General features: G+C 71.5%; 21 protein-coding genes. 14 read left to right on the forward strand and 7 right to left on the reverse strand.

Annotation, left to right across the window (positions count from 1 at the left end; translation table 11 throughout):
* Positions 1-46: 46 nt before the first annotated feature.
* The 10 genes from D7223_RS12350 to zwf all read left to right on the forward strand — a co-directional run bounded on the left by D7223_RS12350 (position 47) and on the right by zwf (position 12,132).
* Positions 47-1,519, forward strand: coding sequence for a choice-of-anchor M domain-containing protein (locus tag D7223_RS12350; RefSeq protein WP_120728367.1), 1,473 nt, complete (start codon positions 47-49; stop codon positions 1,517-1,519).
* Between the two features lie 122 nt (positions 1,520-1,641).
* Positions 1,642-2,760 carry a WxL protein peptidoglycan domain-containing protein gene (locus tag D7223_RS12355; protein ID WP_120728874.1) on the forward strand — a complete coding sequence of 373 codons (1,119 nt, stop codon included), beginning with the start codon at positions 1,642-1,644 and terminating at the stop codon, positions 2,758-2,760.
* Positions 2,757-4,424: a TIGR03773 family transporter-associated surface protein gene (locus D7223_RS12360; protein ID WP_186832197.1), complete on the forward strand. Its 1,668-nt coding sequence runs from the start codon at positions 2,757-2,759 to the stop codon at positions 4,422-4,424. Before D7223_RS12355 ends, D7223_RS12360 begins: the two co-directional genes overlap by 4 nt.
* Positions 4,421-6,007, forward strand: coding sequence for an anchored repeat ABC transporter, substrate-binding protein (locus D7223_RS12365; protein ID WP_186832198.1), 1,587 nt, complete (start codon positions 4,421-4,423; stop codon positions 6,005-6,007). Before D7223_RS12360 ends, D7223_RS12365 begins: the two co-directional genes overlap by 4 nt.
* Entirely contained in the window at positions 6,007-6,999 is a 993-nt protein-coding gene (locus D7223_RS12370; protein ID WP_120728371.1) for a choice-of-anchor M domain-containing protein, read from the forward strand. The genes D7223_RS12365 and D7223_RS12370 overlap by 1 nt, the downstream gene beginning before the upstream one ends.
* On the forward strand, positions 6,996-7,739 hold the full coding sequence (locus D7223_RS12375) for an anchored repeat-type ABC transporter ATP-binding subunit (RefSeq protein WP_120728373.1): 744 nt from the start codon (positions 6,996-6,998) through the stop codon (positions 7,737-7,739). Before D7223_RS12370 ends, D7223_RS12375 begins: the two co-directional genes overlap by 4 nt.
* Positions 7,739-8,677 (forward strand): anchored repeat-type ABC transporter permease subunit, encoded by a 939-nt coding sequence (locus tag D7223_RS12380; RefSeq protein ID WP_120728375.1) that lies wholly within the window; start codon positions 7,739-7,741, stop codon positions 8,675-8,677. The genes D7223_RS12375 and D7223_RS12380 overlap by 1 nt, the downstream gene beginning before the upstream one ends.
* Before the next feature lie 212 nt (positions 8,678-8,889).
* The gene (locus tag D7223_RS12385) at positions 8,890-9,537 is read left to right on the forward strand and encodes a choice-of-anchor M domain-containing protein (protein ID WP_120728378.1); all 648 of its coding nucleotides are present in this window, start codon (positions 8,890-8,892) and stop codon (positions 9,535-9,537) included.
* Entirely contained in the window at positions 9,534-10,187 is a 654-nt protein-coding gene (locus tag D7223_RS12390) for a choice-of-anchor M domain-containing protein (protein ID WP_120728380.1), read from the forward strand. Before D7223_RS12385 ends, D7223_RS12390 begins: the two co-directional genes overlap by 4 nt.
* A gap of 397 nt (positions 10,188-10,584) precedes the next feature.
* Positions 10,585-12,132 carry a glucose-6-phosphate dehydrogenase gene (zwf, locus tag D7223_RS12395; RefSeq protein WP_238161867.1) on the forward strand — a complete coding sequence of 516 codons (1,548 nt, stop codon included), beginning with the start codon at positions 10,585-10,587 and terminating at the stop codon, positions 12,130-12,132.
* 371 nt (positions 12,133-12,503) lie between these two features.
* Here the strand turns inward: zwf and D7223_RS12400 are convergent, their stop codons facing one another.
* The 4 genes from D7223_RS12400 to D7223_RS12415 are packed head-to-tail and all read right to left on the reverse strand — an operon-like array spanning position 12,504 to position 15,773.
* Positions 12,504-13,304, reverse strand: coding sequence for an MBL fold metallo-hydrolase (locus D7223_RS12400; RefSeq protein ID WP_120728384.1), 801 nt, complete (start codon positions 13,302-13,304; stop codon positions 12,504-12,506).
* Positions 13,301-14,101, reverse strand: coding sequence for an alpha/beta hydrolase (locus D7223_RS12405; protein WP_120728386.1), 801 nt, complete (start codon positions 14,099-14,101; stop codon positions 13,301-13,303). The genes D7223_RS12400 and D7223_RS12405 overlap by 4 nt, the downstream gene beginning before the upstream one ends.
* Positions 14,098-14,937, reverse strand: a complete 840-nt coding sequence (locus D7223_RS12410) for an alpha/beta fold hydrolase (protein ID WP_120728388.1) — start codon at positions 14,935-14,937, stop codon at positions 14,098-14,100. Before D7223_RS12410 ends, D7223_RS12405 begins: the two co-directional genes overlap by 4 nt.
* Before the next feature lie 17 nt (positions 14,938-14,954).
* Positions 14,955-15,773 carry an alpha/beta fold hydrolase gene (locus D7223_RS12415; protein WP_120728391.1) on the reverse strand — a complete coding sequence of 273 codons (819 nt, stop codon included), beginning with the start codon at positions 15,771-15,773 and terminating at the stop codon, positions 14,955-14,957.
* Positions 15,774-16,091: 318 nt separating this feature from the next.
* Between D7223_RS12415 and D7223_RS12420 the strand changes: the two genes are divergently transcribed.
* Entirely contained in the window at positions 16,092-18,374 is a 2,283-nt protein-coding gene (locus D7223_RS12420) for a helix-turn-helix domain-containing protein (RefSeq protein ID WP_120728876.1), read from the forward strand.
* An 86-nt stretch (positions 18,375-18,460) separates the two neighbouring features.
* On the opposite strand, the gene D7223_RS12425 is transcribed toward D7223_RS12420, so the two are convergent.
* Together D7223_RS12425 and D7223_RS12430 are read right to left on the reverse strand one after the other, a co-directional pair.
* Positions 18,461-20,671, reverse strand: a complete 2,211-nt coding sequence (locus D7223_RS12425; protein WP_238161869.1) for an ABC transporter permease — start codon at positions 20,669-20,671, stop codon at positions 18,461-18,463.
* Positions 20,672-20,754: 83 nt separating this feature from the next.
* A complete protein-coding gene (locus tag D7223_RS12430) occupies positions 20,755-21,429 on the reverse strand; it encodes an ABC transporter ATP-binding protein (RefSeq protein ID WP_120728395.1) in 675 nt (224 codons plus the stop codon).
* Positions 21,430-21,626: 197 nt separating this feature from the next.
* Between D7223_RS12430 and D7223_RS12435 the strand changes: the two genes are divergently transcribed.
* Complete coding sequence (locus D7223_RS12435) at positions 21,627-22,862, forward strand: sensor histidine kinase (protein ID WP_238161875.1); 1,236 nt, start codon at positions 21,627-21,629, stop codon at positions 22,860-22,862.
* On the forward strand, positions 22,859-23,527 hold the full coding sequence (locus D7223_RS12440; protein ID WP_120728399.1) for a response regulator: 669 nt from the start codon (positions 22,859-22,861) through the stop codon (positions 23,525-23,527). Before D7223_RS12435 ends, D7223_RS12440 begins: the two co-directional genes overlap by 4 nt.
* Positions 23,528-23,768: 241 nt before the next feature.
* Here the strand turns inward: D7223_RS12440 and D7223_RS12445 are convergent, their stop codons facing one another.
* Positions 23,769-24,656, reverse strand: coding sequence for a LysR family transcriptional regulator (locus tag D7223_RS12445; protein WP_120728400.1), 888 nt, complete (start codon positions 24,654-24,656; stop codon positions 23,769-23,771).
* A gap of 85 nt (positions 24,657-24,741) precedes the next feature.
* On the opposite strand from D7223_RS12445, the gene D7223_RS12450 reads away from it, so the two are divergent.
* Positions 24,742-26,064 carry an aspartate aminotransferase family protein gene (locus D7223_RS12450; protein WP_120728403.1) on the forward strand — a complete coding sequence of 441 codons (1,323 nt, stop codon included), beginning with the start codon at positions 24,742-24,744 and terminating at the stop codon, positions 26,062-26,064.
* The last annotated feature ends 1 nt before the right edge of the window (position 26,065 follow it).

Genomic DNA, 26,065 nt, shown 5'->3' on the forward strand with positions numbered 1-26,065 from the left:
ACCACAGGTACCACCGCGCGCAGGCGCGCGGTCGGAAAGGGGAGGAATGAATCTGACAGGGAGGGCTCGCGGTTTCGCGGCCCTGATGGCCGGGGCGGTGGTGGTCGCCGGCACGGTGCTGGCGCCGACCGCCGCGTCGGCGGCCGAGAAGGTGGTGCTCGCCAAGGGGCACACCGACGCGGTCGACGTGCACTACGAGGGTGGTGCGCTGTCGTTGAAGCTCAACGACGACACGGGCAGTTCTCCGGTGAAGCGGGATCCGGCGGACGTGACGTTCCAGGTCCTGCCGGAGGCGGCCATGGCCGTTCCCGACGACCCCCGGTTCGCCTTCCTCGGGCCGGCGGGCAGCCAGGTCTGGCTGCTGCCGCTGACCCAGGACCCGGACCTGCTCTGGCCGGGGTGGAACACCACGGCCCTGAAGACGGGGGTGTTCGAGGGCGACAAGGTGCGGCTGAGCCTGGTCGACGTGCGGGGACCGGGCAACGTCACGTTGTTCACCCAGGACTCGTTCGGGGGTCCGATCATCAAGTTCCGCGGCGACGACGGGCTACCGGACGCGATCGACGTGCCGGTGAACACCCACGCGCACGCGAACTGGGCGTTCGGCGCGCTGGGCAGTTACACCCTGAAGTTCCAGGCCGACGCGACGCTGGCCAACGGCACGACGGTCAGCACCGGGCCGGTCGACTACTCGTTCGTCGTCGGCGAGCTGTCCGGCGGCGGGCCGGAGGTGAGCCTGTCGGTCAGTGGCATGGCCGACGAGTACCAGCCCAACGACACGGTCACGCTCGACGCGGTGCAGACCCCTCAGACCGAGCTGGACCACTACCACTGGTTCGGCAGGTGCCCGGGCTCGGACGACTGGACCATCATCCCGGGTGAGGCGGGCGCCAGCTACTCCTTCACCGCGACCCGGGAACTGCACGCCTGCGAGTACGTGGCCAAGCTGTACGGCGACGGCCACAGTGTCGTCGCGAGCAGCGAACCGGTGACCCTGTGGGTCGCGTTCCCTCCGCAGGAGCCGGGCACCTCGCAGACGGTCACCGCCTCGATCGACGAGACGCAGGGTGCTCTGGTGATCAGCGTCAACCCGGACGACCGGGCTGTGGTGCTGCCGCCCGCGCAGCTCACCGCCGGCGGCGACCGTTGGGAGAGCAACGGTGAACTCCGGCCGGTCACGGTGACCGACACCCGCGCCGGTCAACCGGGTTGGAGCGCGTCCGGCCAGATCCCGGCCGACTTCGCCGGCCCGGGCGGTGCGACGTTCAGCTCCGGCTACCTCGGCTGGAGCCCCCGGGTGCTGGCCCAGGGCACCGGCCAGGGCGTCGTTGCCGGCCCGGAGGTGGCGCCGTACGTCGTCGGGACCGGCGGCGGCCTCGGCAACAGCGCGGTGCTGGGCTCGGCACCGGACGGTGCCGGGCGGGGTACCGCACAGCTCGGTGCGGGGCTGCGGCTGAGCCTGCCCACCGAGACGGCTGCGGGCACCTACACCGCGACCCTCACCCTCACCGCGATCTGATCCCTCGATCCGTCCGGTGGCCGGCGCCGAGCCGGCCACCGGACGGTCGCGGGGTGGGCGGGCCGACATCGCGGCCCACCCCGTCTCGTCTCGCTCCTCCAGGAATGGACGTCGTCCCCACCATGCGCCTGCTAGCCGCCATCGCCACCGGCGTCGCCCTGCTCGGCGCGGCCCCGGTGCCACCCACTCCGACCCCTCCCGCAGCGTCGACGCCGTCCGTCGTGACCTGGGGGGTGGCGCCGTCGACCGCGAAGGGCCCGAACGGCCGGCCGGCGTTCACCTACAAGCTCGACCCCGGTGCCACCCTCACCGACCACGTCGCGGTCACCAACCACTCGGCGCGCCCGCTCACCCTGAACCTCTACGCCAGCGACGCGTTCACCACCGCACAGGGCGGGTTCGACCTGCTGGCCGGTGACCGGCAACCCACCGACGTCGGCGCCTGGGTGCGCTTCACCCAGCGGACCCTGACCGTCCCGTCGACGTCCCGCCTGGACATCCCGTTCACGCTCACCGTGCCGGACAACGCCACGCCGGGGGACCACGCCGGAGGGATCGTCGCCTCGCTCGCCGCCACGACGGCGGACGCCCAGGGCAACCAGGTCGCCGTCGACCACCGGGTCGGCGCGCGGATCTACCTGCGGGTGACCGGTGAGCTGCGACCGGCGCTGACCGTCCAGGACCTCCGGGTACGCCACACCGGCTCGCTGAACCCCCTCGGCGGGGGCACGTTGACCGCCACCTTCACCGTCCGCAACACCGGCAACGTCCGGCTCACCGGGCAGCCCGCGCTCACCGCGGCCGGCCCGTTCGGCCTCGGCCGGCGCTCGATCGACGCCGCGGCCCTGCCGGAGATCCTGCCGGGCGACGAACTGACCACCACCGTACGCATGTCAGATGTGCCGCCGCTGTTCCGGCTGACCGCGAGCGCCGCCGTCACGCCTGCCGCCGTGGGCGGTCAGGTCCTCGATCCGCCGCCGCAGGGCGGCACGGCGTGGGCCACCGTCTGGGCGATGCCCTGGCCGCAGCTGGTCCTGCTGGCGCTGCTGGCCCTCGCCGGGTGGGCGCTGATCGCCACCCGCCGCCGGCGGGCCCGACAGGTCGCGCGGGCGCTGGCAGCCGCCCGGGAGGAGGGCCGCACCGAGGCCAGCCGGCAGACCGACCCGCACACCTCCGCGACAACCGACGACCGGAGAACGCGGCCGGACGACACACCACCTCGCCTGGGGAGCAAGCAATGAGGATGAGAAGCATTCGTGCCGGCGCCGCCGGCCTTGCCGTGGTCGTACTGGCGCTGGCCACCGGGGCGACGCCGGCGGCGGCGGAACCGGCCGTGGTCACCACGGCCGGCGCGGACCTGGTCGCGGTGGCGCTCGACGGCGACTCGATGTCGCTGCGGATCCGGGACGCCGCGCAGGTGGCCGGCGATGCGCCGGGCCACGACCCGGCCGACGTGGTGCTCGGCCCGGACGGCGGCCTGGCCGGCCGGGTGCCGGCCGGGAAGGCTCTCGCCTTCCTCGGCGCGCCGGGCCACGCCGTCTGGTCCCTGGCCGCCGGCGACACCGGGTTTCCGGCCCTGGACACCACCGGGGTACGCCCCGGCGCCGTCACCGACGACGCGGTCACCCTCACCCTGCGCTCGGTCGAAGGGCCGGGAACGTTCACCGCCTACACGGTGTCCGGTCTCGGCTCGGCGAGCCCGCTCTTCGGCAGCGGCCCGGGCCTGACCCGGACGGCACGGCTACCGGTGGGGACGCGTACCGGCGGTGTGGTGTGGGCCTTCGACGCGGCCGGCGAGTACCGGCTGACCCTGACCGGCTCGGCCACGGTGCGTTCCGGCAAGCAGGCCAGCGCCGAGGCGACCTACCGGGTCCGGGTACCGGCGATCAACCCGGCCGGGCAGGCACCGCCACCGGCTCCGGCTCCGGCCAAGCCGGTCACCCGGTCCGGCGGGGAGTCGGCGGCGCGGGCACTCGCCGCACCCGCGGCCGCGCCGAAGCCCGCGGCCGTGCCGAAGCCCGCCGCCGCACCGCCTGCCGCGAAGGCGGCGGCGCCTGCCGCCGGCGCCCGTCAGGTGATCGCCGACGGGCACGTCGACATGGGCCCGCAACTGTCCGGGAACAGCTGGACGATCCGGATCAAGGACGACCGGACCAGCCCTCCGGTCTGGCGGGAGACCGCCGACGTGGTGCTGCACGTCAGGGACAACGCGAGGATCACGGTGCCGGCCGGCGCCGACTTCCTCGGCAGGCAGGGCGACGCCGTGTGGCTGCTGCCGCAGTCCCAGCAGGCGGGCATCGTCTGGCCCGGCTGGAATACCCAGCACGAGTCTGTCGTCTCCGGTGTCAAGGGCAGTGTCACCTGGGCATTGAAGGGAGTCAGTGGGCCCGGCCGGTTCGCCCTGTTCCTGACCGGTTCGTTCGGCAAGGCCGACGTGCTGTTCGACTCCGTCAAGGCGTTCCCGCAGCAGCTGAGCGTTCCCCTCAACACCCACGCGCACGGCAACTGGGCGTTCACCAGGCCCGGCCTCTACCGCCTCGCGGTACAGATGAGCGGCACCACCAGCGCCGGCAAGGCGGTCACCGACACGAAGACGCTCACCATCGCCGTCGGCGACAGCACCGATCCGGCCAGCGGCTTCGGCTCCGCGGCCGGCTCCGGCACCGGCTCCGCGGCCGGCTCCGGCACCGGCTCCGCGGCCGGCTCCGGCACCGGCACCGGCACCGGTGACGGCGGTACGGATCAGGAAGGCGGCGGACCGCTGCCACGCACCGGCGCCGGTTGGGTGCTGACGGCCGCAGCGGCCGGCGTCGTCCTGGTGGTGGTCGGCGTCCTGCTGCTGGTGTTCGCCCGGCGCCGCCGGCACACCGTCCTGCCCGACGCAACCGGCGGGGTGGCCGCGTGACGCCTCGCCGGTCGCGCCCGGGGTGGCGGGTGCTCGTACCGCCGCTGCTGATCGCCCTGCTGGCCACCGGCTGCCGGTCGGAGGTGGCGTTGAGCGCGGACGACGAGCGGGTCCAGGTCATCACGACCACCGGGATCCTGCGGGACCTGGTGAGCAACGTCGGTGGTGCCCGGGTGGCGGTCAGCTCGCTGGTGCCGGACAGCGCCGACCCGCACAGCTACGAGCCGTCGCTGCGGGACGTCCGCGATGTCGTCTACGCCGACGTCGCGTTCAGCAACTACCTGCTCCTGGAGGAGCAGGCCGTGATCAAGGCGCTGGACGCGAACCTGCGCGACGGCGTACCGAACATCTCGCTGGCCGAGGGAGCGGTGAAGTACGCCGCCGAGATCATCCCGCTGGTCGAGGACGTCTCGCTGGACACCATCTGGTTGGGCATGCGGGTGCGCGGCACCGGCGCGGCGCAGGGCGCGAACCGCTCCTCCGACGTGCTGCTCAGCGCGACCGCCGCGGACGGGCCGGGTCGGGTACTGGCCTACCTGACCGAGTCGTTCGGCAACCCGGCGTTCTATGTCGACTCCAAGGACGGGTTCGACGCCGCAAACGGATACCGGGACGACACCGCCACCCTGCCGCCCGACGCGCACACCCACATGAGCTGGGCGTTCACCAAGCCGGGTGTCTACCGGCTGACCATGCGGGCGCAGCTGGCGGTCACCCCCGACACGGCCCCCGTCCCGCTGGGCGAGCAGGTGTTCACCTTCGCCGTCGGGGTGGATCCGCACTCGGTGCCGGGCATGGCCGGGGCGGGGGTACTGAACTCCGGGCACGCCGACATCACCGTCGACCTCGACGAGCGGCGGCTCTACCTGTTCGCCGACCCGGAGGGCAGCGGCGAGGCCAACCAGCAGGTGTACGACCCGGCGAGCACCGTGATCGAGGTGCCGAACAAGGCGCTGCTGGAGGTGCCCGGCGACCGGAGGTTCCGGTTCCTCGGCCGGCCCGGCACCCCGGTCTACCAGCTTCCGCAGGCGGTCCTCGGCAAGCACGTACACGGCGAGATCGACCCGCATCTGTGGCAGAACGTGCGCAACGCGATCTCCTACACCGAGCTGATCCGGGACACCCTGATCGGCGTCGACCCGGCGGGGGCGACGGCCTACCGGGCGAACGCCTCGACCTACATCCGGGAGCTGGAGCGGCTCGACACCTACGTCCGGGACACCGTCGCCCGGATCCCGGCGTCCCGACGTCACCTGGTCAGCACCCACGACGCGTTCGGCTACCTGGGCCAGGCGTACGGGATCCAGATCTCCGGCTTCGTCACGCCGAACCCGGCCACCGAGCCGAGCCTGGCCGACCGCCGCCGGCTCACCGAGACGATCCGCAACCTGAGGATCCCCGCCGTGTTCCTGGAACCCCACCTGGCGGCCCGTTCCACCACCCTGACCGAGGTGGCCCGCGAACAGGGACTACGGGTCTGCCCGATCTACGGCGACACCTTCGACCGCGAGGTCACCAGCTACGCGCAGATGATGCGGTTCAACGCCGACTCACTGCACGACTGCCTGGCCACCGACACATGATGGAGGAACCAGTGACGGCAGGACGGGCGCGACGCCGCACCCGCACGACGACCGCCATCCTGCGCTGCGCGCTGGCCACGGTCGTGGTGCTGGCCGTGACGCAGACCCCGGCGCGGGCCGAGCAACCGACACCGGGGCTCAGCCAGTCGATCGCCGCGGACCAGCCGCTCGCCACCGGCCGGGCGGAACTCGCCGCCGGGCACGTGGACATCGGCCCCCGATACGTCGACGACACCTGGGCGCTGCTGATCCACGACGGCACCCGGGCGCGACCGGTGTGGCGCAACCCGGACGAGGCGCTGCTCCGGGTTTCCGACGCCGCGCTGCAGACCGTTCCGGACGACCCGGCGTACGCCTTCCTCGGCGTCGACGCCGGCACGCAGGTGTACGTCGTGCCGCAGGTCCAGAACTCCGACGTCGTCTGGCTCGGCTGGAACACCCAGGACCCCCGGGTGATGCAGACCATCGACCGTGGCGTCACCCTGACCCTGCTCGGCGTGCGTGGACCGGGAAGCCTCACGACCTATCTGCAGTCGGGCAACTTCGCCGCCCCGCAGCCGCTGTGGCGGTCCACCGAGCCCAAGGCCCAGCCCTTCTGGGCCGAGGTCAACACCCACACCCATGCCAACTGGGTGTTCAGCGCTCCCGGGATCTACCTGGTCGCGGTCCAGGCGTCGGCCGACCTGATCAACGGTGAGCAGGTTTCGGCGACCCGCACGCTGCGCTTCGCCGTGGGCGACGCCACCAACGCCGACGAGGCGTACGCGGCCACCGCGGACATCCCCGCGACAGCCCAGCAGACACCGGCCGGTGAGGACGACACCCGGGCCACCGAGCCGGCGGACCCGTCGCCGGCGGTACTGCTCGCGGCGCTGGCGGGCGCGGCCGTCCTGCTCGTCGGGGGACTGGTGTTCCTGTTGCTGCGTGGTCGCGGCGTGAAGCGGCGCGCCGAACGGGAACGCGCGGCGTCACGGTCCGGGGGGCAGCGGTGAGAGCGCTGGAGGTCGAAGGGCTCGACGTGGACCTCGGTGGCCGGCCCGTTCTGCGGGACGTGCGGCTGCACCTGGACCGGGGTGAACTGGTCGGCCTGCTCGGACCCAACGGCGCCGGGAAGACCACCCTGCTGCGCGCCATCCTGGCACTGACCCGGACCCGCGCCGGCACGGTGACCGTGGAGGGCAATCCGTCGCGCCCCGGCCGGTCCGGGATCGGTTACGTCCCCCAGCGGCACGAGTTCACCTGGGACTTCCCGATCTCCGTCGAGCAGGCCGTGCTGACCGGTCGTACCGGTCGCCTGGGCCTGCTCCGCCGGCCCGGCGTCAGCGACTGGCGGGCGGTCGGCGATGCGCTGGACCGGGTACAGCTGACCGGGCTGCGCCGCCGGCCGGTCGGTGAGCTGTCCGGTGGACAACGCCAACGCGTCCTGGTCGCGCGGGCACTCGCGCTCGCGCCGCGCATCCTGCTGCTCGACGAGCCGTTCACCGGACTGGACATGCCCACCCAGGAAATGCTGGGTGACCTGTTCGTCAGCCTGGCGCGGGAGGACCGTGCGGTGCTGATGACCACACACGACCTGGTCGCGGCGGTGGATTCCTGCACGCGCCTGGTCCTGCTCAACGGCCGGATCGTCGCGGACGGGCGACCGGCGGACCTGCAGGACGCCGAGCTGTGGACGACGACCTTCGGGGTGAGCGCGACGTCCCCGCTGCTGAAACTCGTGAGGGCGACCTGATGTCGATCACCGAATTTCTCACCGACCTGCTCAACCCCGACCTGGCGTTCCTGCCCAAGGCGCTGGCGATCGCGGTGATGTCCAGCATCGTCTGCGGGGTCGTCGGCTGTTACGTCGTCCTGCGCGGGATGGCGTTCATCGGCGACGCGGTGGCCCACGCGGTCTTCCCGGGCATCGCGGTCGCCTTCGTGCTGCAGGGCAGTCTGGTGCTCGGGGGTGCCGTCGCCGGCGTCGTGACCGCCCTGCTGATCGCGATCTTCGCGCAGAACCGGCGAATCAAGGAGGACTCGATCATCGGTGTCTTCCTGGTCGGCGCGTTCGCCCTCGGCATCGTGATCATCTCGCAGGCGCCCGGGTACGCCGGGTCGCTGCAACAGTTCCTGTTCGGCTCGATCACCGGTATCCCCGACCGGGACCTGTATGTCGTCGGTGGCACCGGGCTGGTCGTCCTCGGCCTGGTGCTCGCCCTGCACAAGGAGTTCGTCGCGGTCTGCCTGGACCGGGAGATGTCCCGCGCGATGGGGCTGTCGGTCTTCTGGCTGGACATCGTGCTCTACGTCCTGGTCACCCTGGCCGTGGTGATCTCCCTGCAGACCATCGGCAACATCCTGGTGCTGGCCCTGCTGATCACCCCCGCGGCGGCGGCCCGGCTGCTCACCGACCGCCTCGGCGTGATGATGCTGCTCGCTCCGGTGATCGGCGGCACGTCGGCGGTCGTCGGGTTGTACCTGTCCTGGAGCTACGACACGCCGGTCGGCGGCACCATCGTCCTGGTCGCCACCGCCATCTTCCTCGTCGCCTGGCTGGTCGCCCCACGGCACGGCCTGTTGACCAGACGGTGGCGGCGTCCGAGTGGGCCGGAACCCGTCGATGTCAACCGACCCGCGCCGCTGCCCGGCCTCGCTCACCCGCCGGACCCGTCGCCGGCCGTGCGATGACGGAGCCGGGCGGACTGGGGACGGTGGGCAACCGGAGCGACCGTGGCCCGGCCGCCCACGCAACATGAATCCGTTCACCAGCCGGCATGCCGGGGCGAGCCGCCGGTCCACGTGACCGCCTTCACCGTTCAGCCCTTCCCCGGAGCTATAGATAACGACTATCGTTTCCAATAACCGACGGTCCACAGGGGATCGCGGGAGAGGAGTTCTTCGTGCGCAAGCCCATCCGGCTGCTGCTCGCCTCCGGGGTGGTGACCGCGGCGCTGCTCGCGGCAGCGCCACCGGCGCAGGCATCCCTGGTGACGTTCAACTCCGGGCACGTCGACCTGGTCGACATCGCCTACGAGGCCGGCGAACTGGAGCTCGGCGTCCACGACGAGGACAACGACGTCGAGTACACCACCGAGGACGTCAAGATCGTCGTGAAGCGGCAGGCCCAGGTCACCGTCCCCAACGATCCCGCCTTCGGCTTCCTCGGCACCCCCGGGGTGTCCAACGTGTGGATCCTGCCCGAGATCCAGAACACCAGCCTGATCTGGCCCGGCATCGCCGCCGAGGAGATCGAGGCCGGCACCTTCACCGCCGACACCCTCAACCTCAGTCTGCGGTCGATCAGCGGCCCCGGGCAGCTCGCCATCTACACCGAGAACGCCGTCGGTCAGCCCACCGTCCTCGCGGACAGCGGTGACGGACTGCCCGACACCATCGCCCTGGCCGCCGGCGACCACCTGCACGCCAACTGGGCCTTCGACAGCGCCGGCACCTACCGCGTCACCTTCCGCGCCACCGGCACCCTCGCCGCCAACGGACAGAAGGTCACCAGCGAGCCGGCCACCCTGCGCGTCGTGGTCAAGGAGTGAACACCATGCGTACCCGCAACCGCTTCCTCACCGGCCTGACCCTGACCGCCACGCTGCTCGCCGGCACCGCCGTCCCCGCTGTCGCGGCACCGATCGTCCTGGCCAGCGGCCATGTCGACGTCATCGACGTCGACTACGCCGGCGGTGCGCTGACCGTCAACCTGCTCGACGACACCGTCAGCCCGTCGGTGGAACGCAACCCCGCCGACGTCGTCCTGCGCGTCCCCCACACCGCCAAGCTCACCGTCCCCAGCGGCAGCGCCTGGACGTTCCTCGGCGCCGGCGGCCACGCGTGGGTCCTGCCCCAGGCCAGCACCGCCGGACTGCTCTGGGGCGGTTGGAACACCACCGAGGTGCCCAGCGGCGTCCTCCAGAACAACCGGGTCACCTTCAAGCTGACCAACGTCACCGGGCCGGCCGGCTTCAGCGTCTACACCGTCTCCGGCGGCACCCCCACCGTGTTGTTCGACAGCGGCAACGGCCTGCCCGACAGCCTCAACGTCAACCGCAACACCCATGCCCACGTCAACTGGGGCTTCGACGCCGCCGGTACCTACACCGTCACCTTCGAAGTCACCGCAAAGCTCGCCTCCAACGGCACCACCGTCACCTCCGGTGCCAAGACCTGGACCTTCGACGTTCTCCCCTGAGTATCGCCACCCGCAGTAGCCGCACCAGACGTCCGCCGGGGTAGGGGTACCTGCCTGGAAGCGGCGGACCCGGCCGGCGCGAGCCCACCGACCACCCGGGCCTCGCGCCGGCCGACGCGCTGCGGGCGGTCGACCGATGCGACCGTGTGGTGTTCGCCATCCGCGACGGCCTGCCGGGCACACCCGCGGATGGCACGTTCGAGGAACGCTTTCCCGGATCCGGTTCCTGTTCGAGCTGCGTCCGCTGCCCCAGGTGCATCCCCGGGGTCGGGAGCGGCGAACTCGGTACCTACGTGGGCAATCACGTCAGCCAAGCATGCGACGCTCAGGTGCCGCGACCAAAGAGGCCACGTCGCATGGCTCCCGGACACGACCCGATAGACGCACAATTCCTGGCATGACAGCACAGCGCCCCCCGACCGACACCCTGATGCCCGGAGGAACGCAGACCATGGACCACGCGTCTCAGCTCATCCAGGAGCGGAGTGCCCCGCCGGCGACGCTGGTGATCTTCGGTGCCTCCGGTGACCTGACCCGGCGCAAGCTGCTGCCTGCTGTCGAGAGCCTGGCTCGGCACGAGCGGCTCCCGGACCAGTTCGCGCTGGTCGGCGTCGCGCGCACGCCGATGACCGACGAGCGGTTCGCCGAGAGTGCCCTCGGCGAGCATGGCCTCGCCAGCAAGCGCCAGCTGCGGGGTGGCGTACGGTACGTGGCCGGCGGCTACGACGACCCGGAGACCTACAAGCGGCTCGTGGAGACCCTCGACGAACTGGACGCGCGACGGGGCACGTCCGGCAACCGGCTCTTCTACCTGTCCACCCCGGCCGGGGCCTTCGAGCCGGTGATCAACGGGCTGGCCGGTGTCGGGCTCAACCAGCCGCGCGAGGGTTCCTTCTCCCGCCTGGTCATCGAGAAGCCGTACGGGCGCGACCTGGTCACGGCCCGCGAGCTCGACGGCGTCGTGCACAGCGCGTTCGACGAGCACCAGGTCTTCCGTATCGATCACTATCTGGGCAAGGACACCGTCCAGAACGTGCTGGCGCTGCGCTTCGCGAACTCGATCTTCCAGCCGATCTGGGATCGCTCGTGGGTCGACCACGTGCAGATCACCGTCGCCGAGACCCTCGGCGTCGGCACCCGCGGCGGTTTCTACGAAGACGCCGGAGCGATGCGGGACATCGTGCAGAACCATGTGCTCCAGGTCCTCGCGCTGGCGCTGATGGAGCCGCCGGCCTCGTTCGAGGCTGAGGGCCTGCGCAACGAGAAGGTGAAGCTGTTGCAGGCCATTCGGCTCCCCACCGACCGGGACATCGCCGAGGCCGCGGTCCGGGGACAGTACACCCGGGGCGGCACCCGCGAGGAGCTGATGGCCGGCTACCGCGAGGAGGCCGGCGTCGACCCGCTGTCGCGGACCGAGACGTACGCCGCGATGCGGCTCAACGTGGACAACTGGCGCTGGGCCGGCGTGCCGTTCTACGTGCGCACCGGCAAGCGCCTGCCGGCCCGGCTCACCGAGGTGGCGCTGCAGTTCCAGCGCCCGCCGCACCTGCCGATCCCGACCGATCAGCTCACCGGCCTGGAGGCCGACGCGCTGATCCTGAGGATCCAGCCGAACGAGGGCATCTCGCTGCGCTTCGGCGCCAAGGTGCCAGGTCACTCCTTCCGGGTCCGCACGGCCACCATGGAGTTCTCGTACGACCAGACGTTCGTCGAGGAGTCGCCGGAGGCGTACGAGCGTCTGCTCCTGGACGCGCTGATCGGCGACGCGTCGCTGTTCATCCGCAGCGACGAGGTGCAGCAGTGCTGGCGGATCGTCGACCCGATCATCGAGAACTGGGCGAAGGACAACTCGCCGATCCCTACCTACGAGGCCGCCTCCTGGGGGCCGACCGACGCCGACCGGCTCATCGGCCGGCACGGCCGCAAGTGGCGCAACTCCGCATAACCCTGCCGCAACGGGTGTGGCCGCGCTGCTGGGCCCGATCGCACGATCTCGCCGTCGGCGCGCAGTTCCGCCGCCCCGGTGCGGCAGCCGTCGATATCCCTGCCGGTCGTCCGGCGTGGGGAGTGATCCTTGGTCGGTGCGGTCGCCGGTGACGCGCTCGCCGGCGCCGCGGGCTCCCTCGGGCCGCTCGGTGCGGACGCTCGTGCCGACCTGAGTGCGTCCCCGAGCACGTGCCGGAGGAGCCCGTCGCGGTGGGGATTTCTTGCCCGTGGCGTCGATGCGCGGCATCACACTGCCGCTGAGGCGCTTGCGTGAAGGTGAAGGCCGTCCCGTCGGGTGTGGCGACGGGACGGCCTGATGGCGGTTGATGGTCAGCAGGGGATGCTGGTTGGGACGCCGGTGTCGAGCCACCGGATGCTGCGGCGGATGTCGGCGGCGGCGGTGGCGAAGGCGCGTTCGATGGCGGCCCGGGGTTGCCGGAAGTGCCGCCATCCTTCGTAGTGGACGGGGATGACCGTGTGTGGCCGGATGGCCTGGCACAGTTCGACGGCCTTGCGGCCGGTCATCGTGTACCGCAGGGGTCCGGTGATCGGAAACCGGACGCCGCCGAGGTGCAGCAGTGCGGTGCCGATGTGTAGCCGTTCGGCGACGGCCCGGGTTCCGTGGTGCAGGACCGTGTCACCAGAGATCCACAGCGCGCCGTGACGCTGGCCGTCCCAGCGTAGTGCGAACCCGATGACGTCACCGACGATCGGTCTGCTCAACGGCGGGCCGTGCCGGCAAGGGGTCGCGGTGACCTCGATCGTGGGCCGCCCCCCGGCGCTGAGCGTGGTGGCGGCCCAAGGTGCGAGTCCGTGTGCGGGCCTGCCGAGCCTGTCGGCGCCGGACTCGGTGGTCAGCACTGTTCCGGCTTCGGGTAGCAGCGTCCGGCCGAGGTCGTCGAGGTTGTCGCCGTGGTGGTCGTGGGTCAGCAGGACCGCGTCGATGTGGCCGAGCTCCGCCGGGGACACTGCGGGGCCGGTCAGCTTCTGTGAGGAGGTGCCCCAGCCGAAGTGGTACGTGCGGCCGGGTGGGTCGAACGTCGGGTCGGTCAGCAGCCGCCACCCGCCGACCTCGATCAGGGTGGTGGGCCCGCCGATGTGCGTGATCATGGCATCGGTCGCCTGGTTCATCGGGCGTAGCGCAGCGCCCAGTCGAGGGCGAAGCAGGCGATGTCCTGCCAGCCCTTCTGCGCGGGAAGGAGGTGGCCGTAGCCGTCGTACTCGATGTGCTCGGTCACCGTGTTGGACGTGTAGTGCCTGACGTTGGAGCGCTGCACGGCCGGGGGCATGATGTGGTCCTCGCTGCCGGAGATGAACAGCAGCGGCGCCCGGTCGTCGTTGCGGTAGTCGACCCAGGTGTCCTGGTGGCCGGGCTGGAAGTTGGCCAGCACGCTGCCCCACAGGATGCCGCCGTTGGCCGGGATGTGGTACCGCTCGTAGAGTGCCGCGGCTTCCTCGTCGCTGAAGGTGTTCGTGAACGCGTATTTCCATTCCTCGGGCGTCAGTCCGATGGCCCGGTGCCGGTTCGCCGGGGACCTCAGCACCGGGAACGTCGACTTCACCTGCGAGAACGGTACGACGTGGACGCCCTCGGTGGGGGCGGAGTTGAGCGCGACGCCAGCGGCGCCGTAGCCGTGGTCGAGCAGGATCTGGGTGAACGCACCGCCGGCGGAGTGGCCCATGATGATCGGCGGTTTCGGCAGCGCCGCGATGACCGACTCGAGGTGTTCGATGATGGCCGGGACGGTGAGCGCCGTGATGACCTCCGGCCGGGCGCGCAGCGCCTCCACCTCGATGTCGAAGCCGGGGTAGCCGGGGGCGATGACACGGTACCCCTGCTGCTCGTAGAAGGTGATCCAGTTCTCCCAGCTGCGCGGCGTGACCCAGAAGCCGTGCACGAGCACGATGGTGTCGGGCTTGTCGGTCATCGCCGGGCGCCGAACGTGTCGAGGAAGGCGAGCAGGTCGTTGCCGAGCTGCTGCTTGTGGGTGTCGGTGATGCCGTGCGGCGCGCCCGGGTAGACGATCAGCTCGGCGCCCTTGACCAGTGCGGCTGAGGCTTTGCCGCCGACCTCGAACGGTACGATCTGGTCGTCGTCGCCGTGGATGACCAGGGTCGGGATGTCGAACGTGGCGAGGTCGTCGCGGAAGTCGGTGGCCGAGAACGCGGCGATCGACTCGTACGCGTTACGGTGCCCGGCGGCCATCGACTGCAGCCAGAAGGCGTCCCGGATGCCCTGCGACACGGTCGCGCCGGACCGGTTGTTGCCGAAGAACGGCCCGTCGGCGAGGTCCCGGTACAGCTGCGACCGGTCCGCGGTGGAGCCTGCGCGGATGCCGTCGAACACCTCGATCGGGACGCCGGCCGGGTTGTCGTCGCGACGCACCATCAACGGCGGCACCGCGGACACGAGCACGGCCTGGCCGACGCGGTCGGTGCCGTGGCGGCCGATGTAGCGGGTGATCTCACCACCGCCGGTGGAGAATCCGACGAGCGTGACGTCGCTCAGGTCGAGGTGCCCGATGAGGGCGGCGAGGTCGTCGGCGTAGGTGTCCATCTCGTTGCCGTGCCAGGTCTGGGTGGAGCGGCCGTGGCCGCGCCGGTCGTGGGCGATGGCGCGGTAGCCGTTCTCGGCGAGGAACAGCTGCTGCGCCTCCCAGCTGTCGGAGTTCAGCGGCCAGCCGTGGGCGAGCACGACTGGGCGGCCCGCACCCCAGTCCTTGTAGAAGATTTGCGTTCCGTCGGCGGTGGTGACGAATGGCATGGTCGTTTCCTTCCGGGTCAGCGGCGGGTGGAACGCGCGGCGAGTGCGATCAGGTCGGCGGTGAGCTGTGGCTGCGACATCATGGCGACGTGCGAGGCGTTGGCCTCCACAACGCGGGAACCGGCGCGCTGAGCCATGAATCGCTGCGCCGCGGCGGGGATCAGGTTGTCGTTGCGGGCCACCAGGTACCAGGAGCGGATCTGCTTCCATGCCGGCGGCCCGGACGCCTGCTGCAGGGTGTGACCGTCGCCGGGGCGCTGGGTGGCGGCCATGATGTCGGTCATGGAGCGGGGCAGGTCACCGGCGAAGATGTCGCGGAACACTGCCTTCTTCACGTATCCGTCGGCGCCCGCGCCACCCGGCAGCGGCCGGAAGTCCAGCGCGTCGAGGCCGAGCTTGGTGCCGGGAAACATCGTCTGCAGCCCGATGACGGTGTCACCCGCGTCCGGGGCGAACGCGGCCACGTACACCAGGGCCTTCACGTTGGCGTTGCCGGTCGCGGCGTTGGTGATCAGCACACCACCGTAGGAGTGCCCGACCAGCACGATCGGGCCGGCGATCGTCGCCAGGATGCTGGCCAGGTACGCCGAATCGGTGTCGACGCCGCGTAGGGGGTTCGCCGGTGCCAGGACTGGATAGCCGTCTCGGATCAGCCGGCGGATGACATCGTTCCAGCCGGAGGCGTCCGCGAACGCGCCGTGCACCAGCACGATGGTCGGCTTCGGGCCGCTGGAGCCGTGGGCGGCGGCCGGCGAGCCGGTCGCCGCGGCGAGGACACCGGTGGTGACGACGGCTGCGGAGCCGGCCAGGACCGTGCGTCGGGTTGCAGTGGACATCGATCTTCCTCTCGGGCAGTTGTGGGCCTACCGGAACGGCTCGGGTAGGCGTGCGGCATCGGCTCGCGGCTGCGAGCTCACCTGCGTGGGTGTGGCCGGGGGCCGGTGGGTGCGGCTGTCTCGGCTGGTCACTATGCAACCAGCCGGGATGGTGGTGGGCCATGCAGAAGATTGCGCAGAACGTCCGGCGGCCCGACACCACGGAGGCGTCGCGCCGGCCGTGCCGCCCCGCGGCTCTCATCATCTGATCGGCCCGTTGCCCGACGTTTCGGCCGGCCGCTAGCGTCGATCTTCGATCGACGGCCTGGAGGTGTGGTGGTGGAGACCTCGTTCGGCGATCGGCTGCGGGCGTTGCGCCGCAGGGCGGGCCTGACCCTGGAGGCGCTCGCCGAAGCATCCGGCGTCAGTGCGCGGGCGATCAGCGACATGGAACGTGGGCGCAGCCGAGGGCCGCAGGACCGGACACTCGTTGCGCTGTTCGACGGGCTCGGCCTCGGCGGGGCCGAGCGCGCGGACCTGGCTGCGGCCGCCCGGGCCGCCCGGGCGCAGAACGCATCCGGGCGGCCGCGGTCGGGTGAGCCGCCACGCGGCGTCTCGGACTTCGTTGGCCGCGAGGCGGAGTCGAAGCTGATCGCGCAGCACGCCGACGGCGCCGGCACGGGCAGGATGGCCCCGGTAGTGCTGATCCATGGGCAGGGCGGGCTCGGCAAGACCGCGCTCGCCCTGCACGCCGGCGAAGAGCTCCGCGCTCGATTCCCCGACGGCCGCTGCTATCTGGACCTGCGCGGGATGGACCCGACACCGTTAGCCGTCGGTGCGGCCCTGCGGCGTCTGCTGCAGGCGCTCGGGGCCGATCCTGGCCGCATCGCCACCAGCGAGGACGAACAGGCCAGCCAGCTCCGAGCGATCCTGGCCGAACGCCGGGTACTGCTGCTGCTGGACAACGCCGCCGACGAGACGCAGGTCCGGCCGCTGTTGCCGGGCACCGGCACGGCGATGACGATCGTCACCAGCCGCCGCACGCTCGCCGGTCTGGAAGGCGTGCTCCGCATCGGGCTGGCACCGCTGGCCGACGCGGAAGCCGCCGGGCTCCTGCGGACCATCGGGGGTGCCACGTCGCGCAGCGCGTCGGACACCGAGATCGGCACCGTCGCGCGCCTGTGCGGCAACCTGCCCCTCGCACTGCGGATCGCCGGCACCCGGTTCGCCAGCCGACCCGGATGGACCATGCGACACCTCATCGACCGGCTCGCCGATGAGGAACGCCGGCTGGCCAACCTCACCGCCGGTGACACCGGCGTCGCCGCGGCATTCGCGCTGTCCTACGCCCAACTGACCGGACCGACCGCGACGCTGTTCCGGCGCCTCGCCCTCATCCCCGGCGACGACTTCACCGCGCCGCTCGCCGCGGTCCTGGTCGACACCGACCACCACCACGCCGAACACCTCCTCGACGACCTCGCCGACCTCGGCCTGCTGCAGGCGGTCGGCGACCGGTACCGCCTCCACGACCTCATCCGCCTCTACGCCGCCGAGTGCCTCCGGACCGACGAAACCCGTCCGGAGCGGGACGCGGCCCGACGCAGGATGCTCGACGCGCTCATCGACACCGCGATCACGGCCGGCCGCTGGTACGAGCCCGGCCACGGCGCTCCACCCGGGCACTGGCGCGGCCTGGACCCACTCGACACCCAGGACCGCGCCCGCGCATGGCTGCGGGCCGAACTGAGCAACTGGGTCGGCGCCCTCCGCGCCGCCGCCCGGGACGGACAGCACCAACAAGTCGTCGACATCGCAGAATCGATGCACTGGTACTCCGACCAGTCGGCCAAGGACGGCCCGTGGCACGAGGTCTACCAACGCTCACGCACCGCCGCCGCGCACCTGCCGGACCGACGCCAGGAAATCACCCACATCAACTACCTCGCCTGGGTGCTCATCTATCTGGAATTGCGATACGCCGACGGTGTCGAGCTCGCCATGCAAGCCCACCGGATGGCTGACGAGCATGGCGACGCGAAAGGCGAAGCCGAGGCGCTGTGGCTCGCCGGCGCCGGCTGGGCCAGAGCCGGCGACCACGACCGGTCCCTGACCGCGATCCGCCGAGCGATCGACGTCGCCGACGCCGCCGGCATCCATGACGCCTGCGTGCAGTACCTCGTCAGCCTCGGCACCGCCTACAAGCTGGCGGGACGGACCGACGAGGCGGTCGACCAGTACCGCGCGGCCATACAACAAGCCCAGGTGCGACCGATGTCGCGGACGCCACGTCTCGTGGCGCTCAGCACCGGCCACAACGGACTGCTGCGGACGCTGACGCAGGCGCGACGGTGGCCAGAGGCCCTTGCCGAGGCGCCAGCCACGCTCACGGCCGTCCAACGGTCCGGCAGCGTCCTCCAGCTCTCCACCACTCACCTGCTGATCGGGCTCACATACGCCGGACTCGGAATGCGAGACGCCGCACGAGCCGCACTCACCCGGGCTCTCGAACTCAACGGATCCATGGTGCAGCCCGACCCGGAAACAACTGAGGCCGCCGAATCCGCACTGGCGGCACTCGATGTACCGGATGACAATGGACCAGCCCCACCGACGCTCTAGCCGGTATCGACGTGCGTGACGGGCGTTCTCGCGATGGTTGGCGGGTCCGGCACCGCAAGGGCCGCGTGCCTGACCTGGGTTCCGCGCTATTCGGTGCGCAGGGCCGTCGCAGTCCGGGTCCTGGCCGCCCACCCGGCTGGCAGTAGCGCTCCGAGTAGGGCCGTCATCGGCCCGCCCAGCGCCAACGCCGCGAGCGGGACCGGCCCGTACACGTCGAGCAGCGTCGCCGGCAGGTGCAGTCCGCCGCTGGCGGCCATCATGGGTACGACGAGCCGGTGCATCGCTATGCCCGCGGGTACGCCGAGCAGCCCGCCGACCAGCCCGACCCCGGCGACGGACGCGATCACCATCGCGATCGTCTGGCCCGGCGTCATGCCGAGCGCCTTGTGTACGCCGAGATCGTGGACCCGGTCACGTAGGTCGAGGACGAGCATGTTGAGCACACCGAGCCCCGCCACCGCGAGGAGTAGCAGGGTCAACGTTGCGGTCAGCCCCTCCACGACCACGAGGAGTGGGTCGGTTTCCAGACCGGTCGGCTGCGCGGTCAGAGCCTGGCCGGCGAGTGCGCCGGTCAGCGTCTCCGCGTAATCGCCGGCGTCAGTGCCCTGGGTGAGCGCGACACGGTACTCGGCCGGCTTCTGGTCGGCGATCGTGGTGGTGCTGGTGAACACCGCCATGTTGGACTCGAAAACCTCCCCGACGATGTGCAGGCGTACCGGGGTGCCCTCGACGTGGACCGTGACGCTGTCGCCGATTCGGGCTCCGGCCGCCTTCATCAGGGGGCCGCTGGCGACGGATTCGCCGGGTGCCATGAACCAGCGTCCGGCCACCATCTCGAAGCCGTCCCACGTCGCGTTGCCGGTGATCGTAGTGACGGAAACCCGATCGGAAATGCCCACAACCGTGCCCGGTGCCTTGGCGAGGCCGTACCTGGCCTGGGTGCCCTGCTGCGCGTCGATCGTCGCCAGCGCCTTCGCGGGATCGGCGGTGAGAGGGGTGCCGGGTCCGGCAGCGCGGTCGCCGCTCACTGTGACGTCCGCGACGTTCTGATCGAGGGCGGTCTCGATGCGCAGCAGCGACGCACCGAGGCCGGTCGCGAACGTCGTTGCCGCCGAGCCAGTCGCGACCGCCAGCAGGATCGCGATCGTGCGCACCGGCCGGGCGAACGGGCGGGCCAGGCCGAGCCCCACCGGCCTGGCCACCGGCAGTCGCGCCGCCAGGTGCGATGCCCACCGGCCGCGCGCGGGGCCGGACGCCCGTCCGACCGCGATGGCGTCCACGGTGCGTAGCCGGCCGGCCCGCAGCGCGGCGATCCACGCGGTCACCGCCACCACCGCCAGCATCCCGCCAGCCGCCAGAAGAGTCACCCACCAGGCGATGGTGGCGTTCGCCGAGCCGTAGAGCTGCTCGGTTTCGGCCAGCACCGGCAGCGCGATCAGGTTCCCGGTGACGGTTCCGGCGACGGCACCGACGGTGGCCGCGAACAGCGCCTGCGCGACGTAGGCGCGGACGATGCCGGCCGGCGTGCAGCCGAGCGCCTTGAGGATGCCGATGCGGCGGGTGGCGGCACCGACCGACCCGGCGACGACCGTGCCGACCACCAATATCGCCATCACGATGCCGAGCAGTGCGAACGCGACGAGGAACGGCACGAAGACGGCCGCGTCCTCGACGGCGCGCTGCCGGACGTCGAGCCAGGATCGGGCGCCGGTGACCACGCCGGGCGGCAACGTCGCGACCACGGCGTCGCGGCCGCTCTCGACCTCGGTCGCGGTGCGCGCATCCGCGAACCGGTAGAGCATCTGGTAACCGTCTGCCGTTCCTGGCCCGTCGAGTGCGCCGATGGCGGACGGCAGCACCCAGGCGCTGGCGGTGTCGCTGACCGACCGGGCCGTACCGACCACGGTGAACTCGGTACCGCCGGGCGCGCTCAGGCGGACGCCGGGCGGAATGCGGACGTGGCCGCCGCCCAGCACGAGTTCATCCGGCCTGGCTGGCCACCGTCCACTGGCCAGCTCGACCCGGTCGACGGCGCCGCCAGGATCGGCGCGGGCAACGATCGTCAGCGGCGGCAACCGCATGCCTGCGCGCTCCGCGAAGGTGACCACCAACACCCGGTACGGGCCGGCGGCGGCAACCACTCCCGGGGCCGAGGCCGATGCGGTGAGCTGCGACTCGGTGACCAGATCGGTGTCCGTCTGCACGGTCAGGTGGGCTCCCCGCTGGGCTGCGAACGCGTCGTCGAAGGGTGCCTTGGATGCGACCAGCAGTCCGGCGCCGAGCACTGTGGCGGTCACGGCGGCCGCCGTGACGAGTCCGATAACGATGGTCTGCACCCTGCGACGCCGTACGCCGGACCGGATGACCCGGCCGAGGCCGCTCACCGTTCCGCCTCTACCCGGCCGTCGCGCAGGTGGATCGTGCGGCTCGCGCATGCCTCGGCCAACCGCAGGTCATGGGTGACGAGCACGATGGTCTGGCCGCTGTGGTGCAGGTCGTCGAGCAGGTGCCGGACGTCCTCGCCGGAGGCGGTGTCCAGCGCGCCGGTCGGCTCGTCGGCCAGCAGGAGCGCGGGGCGGTTGATCAAGGCGCGGGCGACGGCGACGCGTTGGCGTTCGCCGCCGGAGAGCCGACCCGGGTACGCGCGCGCGTGCCGGGTGATGCCGAGCGAGTCCAACAGTCGGGCCGCGTGTTCGCGCGATCCGCGCGCCGGGGCGCCGGCCAGTTGGGCCGGGAGCAGCACGTTGTCCAGCACGGTCAAGTCATCGAGCAGATTGAAGAACTGAAAGATCAGACCTACGTGTGCGCGCCGGAAGCGGGCCGACGCGGCCTCGCCGAGCTTTTCCAATCTGGTGCCCGCGACGACCACCGTGCCCGCATTCGGCCGGTCCAGACCGGCGAGGAGGTTGAGCAGCGTGGACTTCCCGCTGCCGGATGGGCCGAGCACGGCGACACACTCGCCGGGATGCACGGTCAGCGACACGTCGTCCAGCGCCGGTGGGCCCTTGTCGTAGTGGCGGGTCACCCCGCATAGTTCGATCACCGGGTCGGTCATGTGTCGCCCCTCGGGTCAGGCCGGTTCAAGTGGACGGCCGTGACGTTAGGGGCGAGTACGAGGTCCCTGCATCGGTCCGGCGACGCACCGGTCGTACCGTCGAAGTCGGATCTTCGTTCGGAGTCATCCCTGCGATGTAGTCGCCCTGCATACCGTGGCTGATGCCTGAACCGGCCCTCGGCGGCGAGAATGTGCCTGTGAGAGGCATCGTGGCGACGGGACCGCTGCCGAGGCCAGGCTGGCGGGCGCTGCTGCTCGACGGAGCACTGGCGGGTGCGCTCGGACTCGTGTGCTTCCAGGCCGCCACGGACGATCCCGGGGTCCCACCGCCGCCGTTGCCGTCGTTGCCGCCGTTGCCGGTCCCGTCGGAGGCGCAGCCGGGATCGGTCTTCGGAGCGCTGCTGCTGGTCTTCGTCATGTGTGCGCCGCTGGTGCTGCGCCGCCGTTATCCGCTCGCGGTGCTCTGGGCGACGATGGCCGCCGCGTCACTGGTACTGGTGACCGACGGAGGCCGACAGTCGAACCTGTACCCGTGCGTGGTGCTCACCTACCTCGTCGCCGTCTACAGCGCGGCGGCGCACAGCCCGTACCGGCTTCCGGCGCTGGCATCCGTCCCGGTGTCCGTGCTGGTTGCCATGAGCTTGCGCGAGCTGATGTTCATCACGGTGTCCGCGGATTATCTGCCGTTCGTCCTGCTGGCCCCGCTGGTCGCCGCCGCCGGGGGTCACCACGTGTGGCGACGCCGGGCGGGTGAGGATCGGCAGCGGCTCACCGCTGAGGCCCAAGCCCACGAGGCGGCGCTGCGCGACGCGGTCGCCGGTGAGCGGGCCCGCATCGCCCGCGAACTGCACGACGTCGTGACGCATCATGTGAGCGTGATGGTCATCCAGGCGGGGGCGGCCCGGACGGTGCTCGCCGCCGCACCGGACCAGGCGCGGGAGGCGCTGCTCGCCGTCGAGTCGACCGGTCGGTCCGCGCTGACCGAGTTGCGGCACGTGATGGGCCTGCTGGCCCAGCCCGAGCCGGACGACCCGGAGGACCCCCAGCCCGGGATCGAAGGCCTGCCCAAGCTGATCGAACGTATGCGTGACGTCGGTGTGCCGGTGCGACTGACCATCTCGGGCGAGCGCCGACCGGTCACCTCCGGCATCGGGCTGACGGCCTATCGGGTGGTGCAGGAAGCGTTGACCAACATTGTCCGGCACGCGCCCGGTGCCGCTGGCACTGTCGTCGTCGAGTATTCGCCGGAAGCCCTGCGGATCGAGGTCGGCAACACCGAACCCGGCATCCCGGCCGCGACCAGCGGGACGGGTGGGCGCGGCCTGATCGGGCTGCGGGAGCGACTCGCCGTCTACGGCGGGACGCTACGTGCCGGAGCCCGGCCAGGCGCCGGCTACCAGGTCGAGGCCTTGATCCCGTGGGAGGCGACATGACAGTGCGCGTGGTGGTCGCCGACGACCAGGCGCTGGTTCGCACCGGCTTCCGCATGATCCTCACCGCCGGCGGAGCGGACGTGGTGGCCGAAGCCGCAACCGGCGCGGAAGCGGTCGACGCGGTCCGCCGCACCAAGCCCGACGTCGTGCTGATGGACGTGCGCATGCCCGAGCTCGACGGTCTCGAGGCCACCCGCCGCATCCTCACCGGGACCGCCGCAGCGCCGCGGATCATCATCCTGACCACGTTCGACCTCGACCAGTACGTCTACGCCGCACTCGCGGCCGGAGCCAGCGGATTCCTGCTCAAGGACGTGACGCCGGAGCATCTCGTGGCGGCCGTGCGGATGGTTCAGGACGGTGACGCGCTGCTCGCGCCCGCCATCACCCGCCGCCTGGTACGACGCTTCGCCCGCCCTGATCCGCAGACGGCGACGCTGCACCGCGACCTGGCCACGCTGACCCGACGCGAGACGGAGGTCCTGCGCCTACTGGCCGGCGGCCTGAGCAACGCCGAACTCGCGGCGGTGCTACACCTGTCCGAGGCGACCGTGAAAACTCACGTCGCCCGGATCCTCGCCAAGCTCAACCTGCGCGACCGGGTCCAGGCAGTGGTGGTGGCCTACGAGACGGGCCTCGTCAGTCCCGGTTCGCCAGAGGACTGACAGCTCTGCAGCCCGAGCCCACAGCGGGGAGGGTTGCTCTCCGCCGGCCCGGACGGCGCCGACGACACGCAGCCCGAGATGGGTATCCGTTCGGACGTAGCGGCTGCGGGGGAGCGCGATGTGGTTGGCGTCGGCATACTCGGCTGGGTGGTCGCAGCGGTAGTTCTTGCGCTCGTTGTTGAGGCTGCCGCCACGGGCCCCGTCCGGACGGATCGGCGTGCGGTGCTGGCTCGGGCCAAGGTCAGTCACCTGCTCTCAGCGCGCCGAGCACGGCCGTCACCTCGGGGCGTGAGACGGCCGGTCGCCGGACCGCGGCCGTGATGCGCCGGGTCAACGGCGGGTTCAGCGGCCGGGTCACCACCCGGTACCGCGGGTCCACTGCCAGCTTCGGCAGCATGGCGATCGAGCGGCCGTTCTCCACGTGCTGGAGCGCCAGCATGTAGTTGTTGAACCGACAGATCACCACGGGCTCGAAGCCGGCCTCCCGGCACAGCCGGGTGGACAGCTCGGACATGTACGAGCCGGCGACGTCGAAGGTCCAGCGCTGCTGCGCGCACGCCTTCAGGGCGACCGACTCGGCGCTGGTCAGCGGATGCTCCGGGGGCAGCACGAGCACGACCGGATCGGTGGCGAGCGGCACCAGGTCGATCTCCGGCGAGAGCTCGGCGCCGGCGAAGTCGGCCGTCGTGATGATCAGGTCGACGTCGCCCCGACGCAGCGCCGGCATGCTCTCGTGCGGCTCCAACTCCAGCAACACCACGCTCACGTCCGGGTGCCGGGCCGCGAGACGGGCCAGCGCCGGTTGGGCGAGGGCTTGCAGGGCGCTCTGGAACGCGGCCACGGTGACCGTGCCGGCCGGCTCGTCGGCGAGGCGGCGCAGCTCCGCCTCGGCCGCGTCCATGGCCGCGAGGATCTCCCGAGCCCGGCCGGCGAGCAACATTCCGGCCGCGGTGAGCCGCACCCGCCGTCCGGTGCGTTCCAGCAGCGCGGTCCGGGTCTCCCGTTCCAGCGTGGCGAGCTGCTGCGACACCGCCGACGGGCTCAGGTTGCCGCGCCGCGCAACGGCTCGGACGGTGCCGTAGGTCGCCAGGTCGGCGAGCAGGCGCAGCCGCCACGGATTCAGCGTCATGACCCCCGACTGTACGGCTCTGCTTAACAGCGACAGCGGAAATGTGCGATGGACGTGCCTCCCCGGGACTGCCTAGCGTCGGTTCATGGCTGATTCGTTCTGGTCCGACGCCGATCGTCACCTGGTCCGCTACATCGGCGCGGGCAGCTTCGTACGCGAGATCATCGACCGCGCCGAAGGCAGTTTCGTGTTCACCGCCGACGGCCGCCGCCTGCTCGACTTCACGTCGGGGCAGATGAGCGCCATCCTCGGTCACTCCCACCCCGCTGTCGTAGCCACGATCCAGCAACAGGCCGCCACCCTCGACCACCTGTTCAGCGGCATGCTGAGCCGGCCCGTGGTCGAGCTGGCCCGCCGCCTCGCCGGCTCCCTGCCCGCGCCGCTGGACAAGGTCCTGCTGCTCACCACCGGTGCGGAGTCCAACGAGGCGGCGATCCGGATGGCGAAGCTGGTCACCGGCCGGCACGAGATCATCTCGTTCGCCCGCTCCTGGCACGGGATGACGCAGGCGGCGGCGAGCGCCACCTACAGCTCGGGCCGCAAGGGGTACGGGCCCGCGGCGCCCGGCAACTTCGCGATCCCGACGCCGAACGCGTACCGGCCCGACTTCACCCTTGCCGACGGTGAGCTGGACTGGCGGCGTCAGCTGGAGTTCTCGTTCGAGCTGTTCGACGCCCAGTCGGTGGGCAGTCTGGCGGCGTGCATCGTCGAGCCGATCCTCAGCTCCGGCGGCGTGATCGACCTGCCGCCGGGATACCTCGCGGCGCTGCGCGACAAGGTGCACGAGCGCGGCGGGTTGTTGATCCTCGACGAGGCGCAGACCGGTCTGTGCCGCACCGGCGAGTGGTACGGGTTCGAGCGTGACGGCGTCGTGCCGGACATCCTGACCCTGTCCAAGACGCTCGGCGCCGGCCTGCCGCTGGCTGCCGTGGTGACCAGCCCGCAGATCGAGCACGCCGCGCACGAGCGCGGTTTCCTCTTCTTCACCACGCACGTCTCGGACCCGCTGGTGGCCGCGGTCGGCAACACGGTCCTGGACGTGCTGGAGGCCGACCGGCTCGACGAACAGGCGGCGCACCTGGGCGCGTACCTCCGGAAGGGCCTGCGGGAGATCGGCCAGCGACACCCGGTGGTCGGCGACGTGCGCGGCCGCGGGCTGCTGGTCGGGCTCGAACTGGTCAGCGACCGGGAGTCGAAACGACCGGCCGACGCGCTGGGTGCCGCCGTGACCGGGCGGTGCCTGGAGCTGGGCCTGCACATGAATGTGGTGCAGCTGCCCGGCATGGGCGGCGTCTTCCGCATCGCGCCGGCGCTCACCTCCACCCACGCCGAGCTGGACCTGGGCCTGGAGATCCTCGACCAGGCGCTCGCCGACGTGGTGCCGCAGTTCACGCCCTGGCGTCAGTAGC

The organism is Micromonospora endolithica (assembly GCF_003626595.1).
Lineage (GTDB): Bacteria > Actinomycetota > Actinomycetes > Mycobacteriales > Micromonosporaceae > Micromonospora > Micromonospora endolithica.

Bases quoted from the DNA above. Each gene is read 5' to 3' on its own strand.
- D7223_RS12350 (WP_120728367.1), top strand. From the start codon at position 47: ATGAATCTGACAGGGAGGGCTCGCGGTTTCGCGGCCCTGATGGCCGGG.
- D7223_RS12355 (WP_120728874.1), top strand. From the start codon at position 1,642: ATGCGCCTGCTAGCCGCCATCGCCACCGGCGTCGCCCTGCTCGGCGCG.
- D7223_RS12360 (WP_186832197.1), top strand. From the start codon at position 2,757: ATGAGGATGAGAAGCATTCGTGCCGGCGCCGCCGGCCTTGCCGTGGTC.
- D7223_RS12370 (WP_120728371.1), top strand. From the start codon at position 6,007: ATGGAGGAACCAGTGACGGCAGGACGGGCGCGACGCCGCACCCGCACG.
- D7223_RS12380 (WP_120728375.1), top strand. From the start codon at position 7,739: ATGTCGATCACCGAATTTCTCACCGACCTGCTCAACCCCGACCTGGCG.
- zwf (WP_238161867.1), top strand. From the start codon at position 10,585: ATGACAGCACAGCGCCCCCCGACCGACACCCTGATGCCCGGAGGAACG.
- D7223_RS12400 (WP_120728384.1), bottom strand. From the start codon at position 13,304: ATGAACCAGGCGACCGATGCCATGATCACGCACATCGGCGGGCCCACC.
- D7223_RS12405 (WP_120728386.1), bottom strand. From the start codon at position 14,101: ATGACCGACAAGCCCGACACCATCGTGCTCGTGCACGGCTTCTGGGTC.
- D7223_RS12410 (WP_120728388.1), bottom strand. From the start codon at position 14,937: ATGCCATTCGTCACCACCGCCGACGGAACGCAAATCTTCTACAAGGAC.
- D7223_RS12415 (WP_120728391.1), bottom strand. From the start codon at position 15,773: ATGTCCACTGCAACCCGACGCACGGTCCTGGCCGGCTCCGCAGCCGTC.
- D7223_RS12430 (WP_120728395.1), bottom strand. From the start codon at position 21,429: ATGACCGACCCGGTGATCGAACTATGCGGGGTGACCCGCCACTACGAC.
- D7223_RS12440 (WP_120728399.1), top strand. From the start codon at position 22,859: ATGACAGTGCGCGTGGTGGTCGCCGACGACCAGGCGCTGGTTCGCACC.
- D7223_RS12445 (WP_120728400.1), bottom strand. From the start codon at position 24,656: ATGACGCTGAATCCGTGGCGGCTGCGCCTGCTCGCCGACCTGGCGACC.
- D7223_RS12450 (WP_120728403.1), top strand. From the start codon at position 24,742: ATGGCTGATTCGTTCTGGTCCGACGCCGATCGTCACCTGGTCCGCTAC.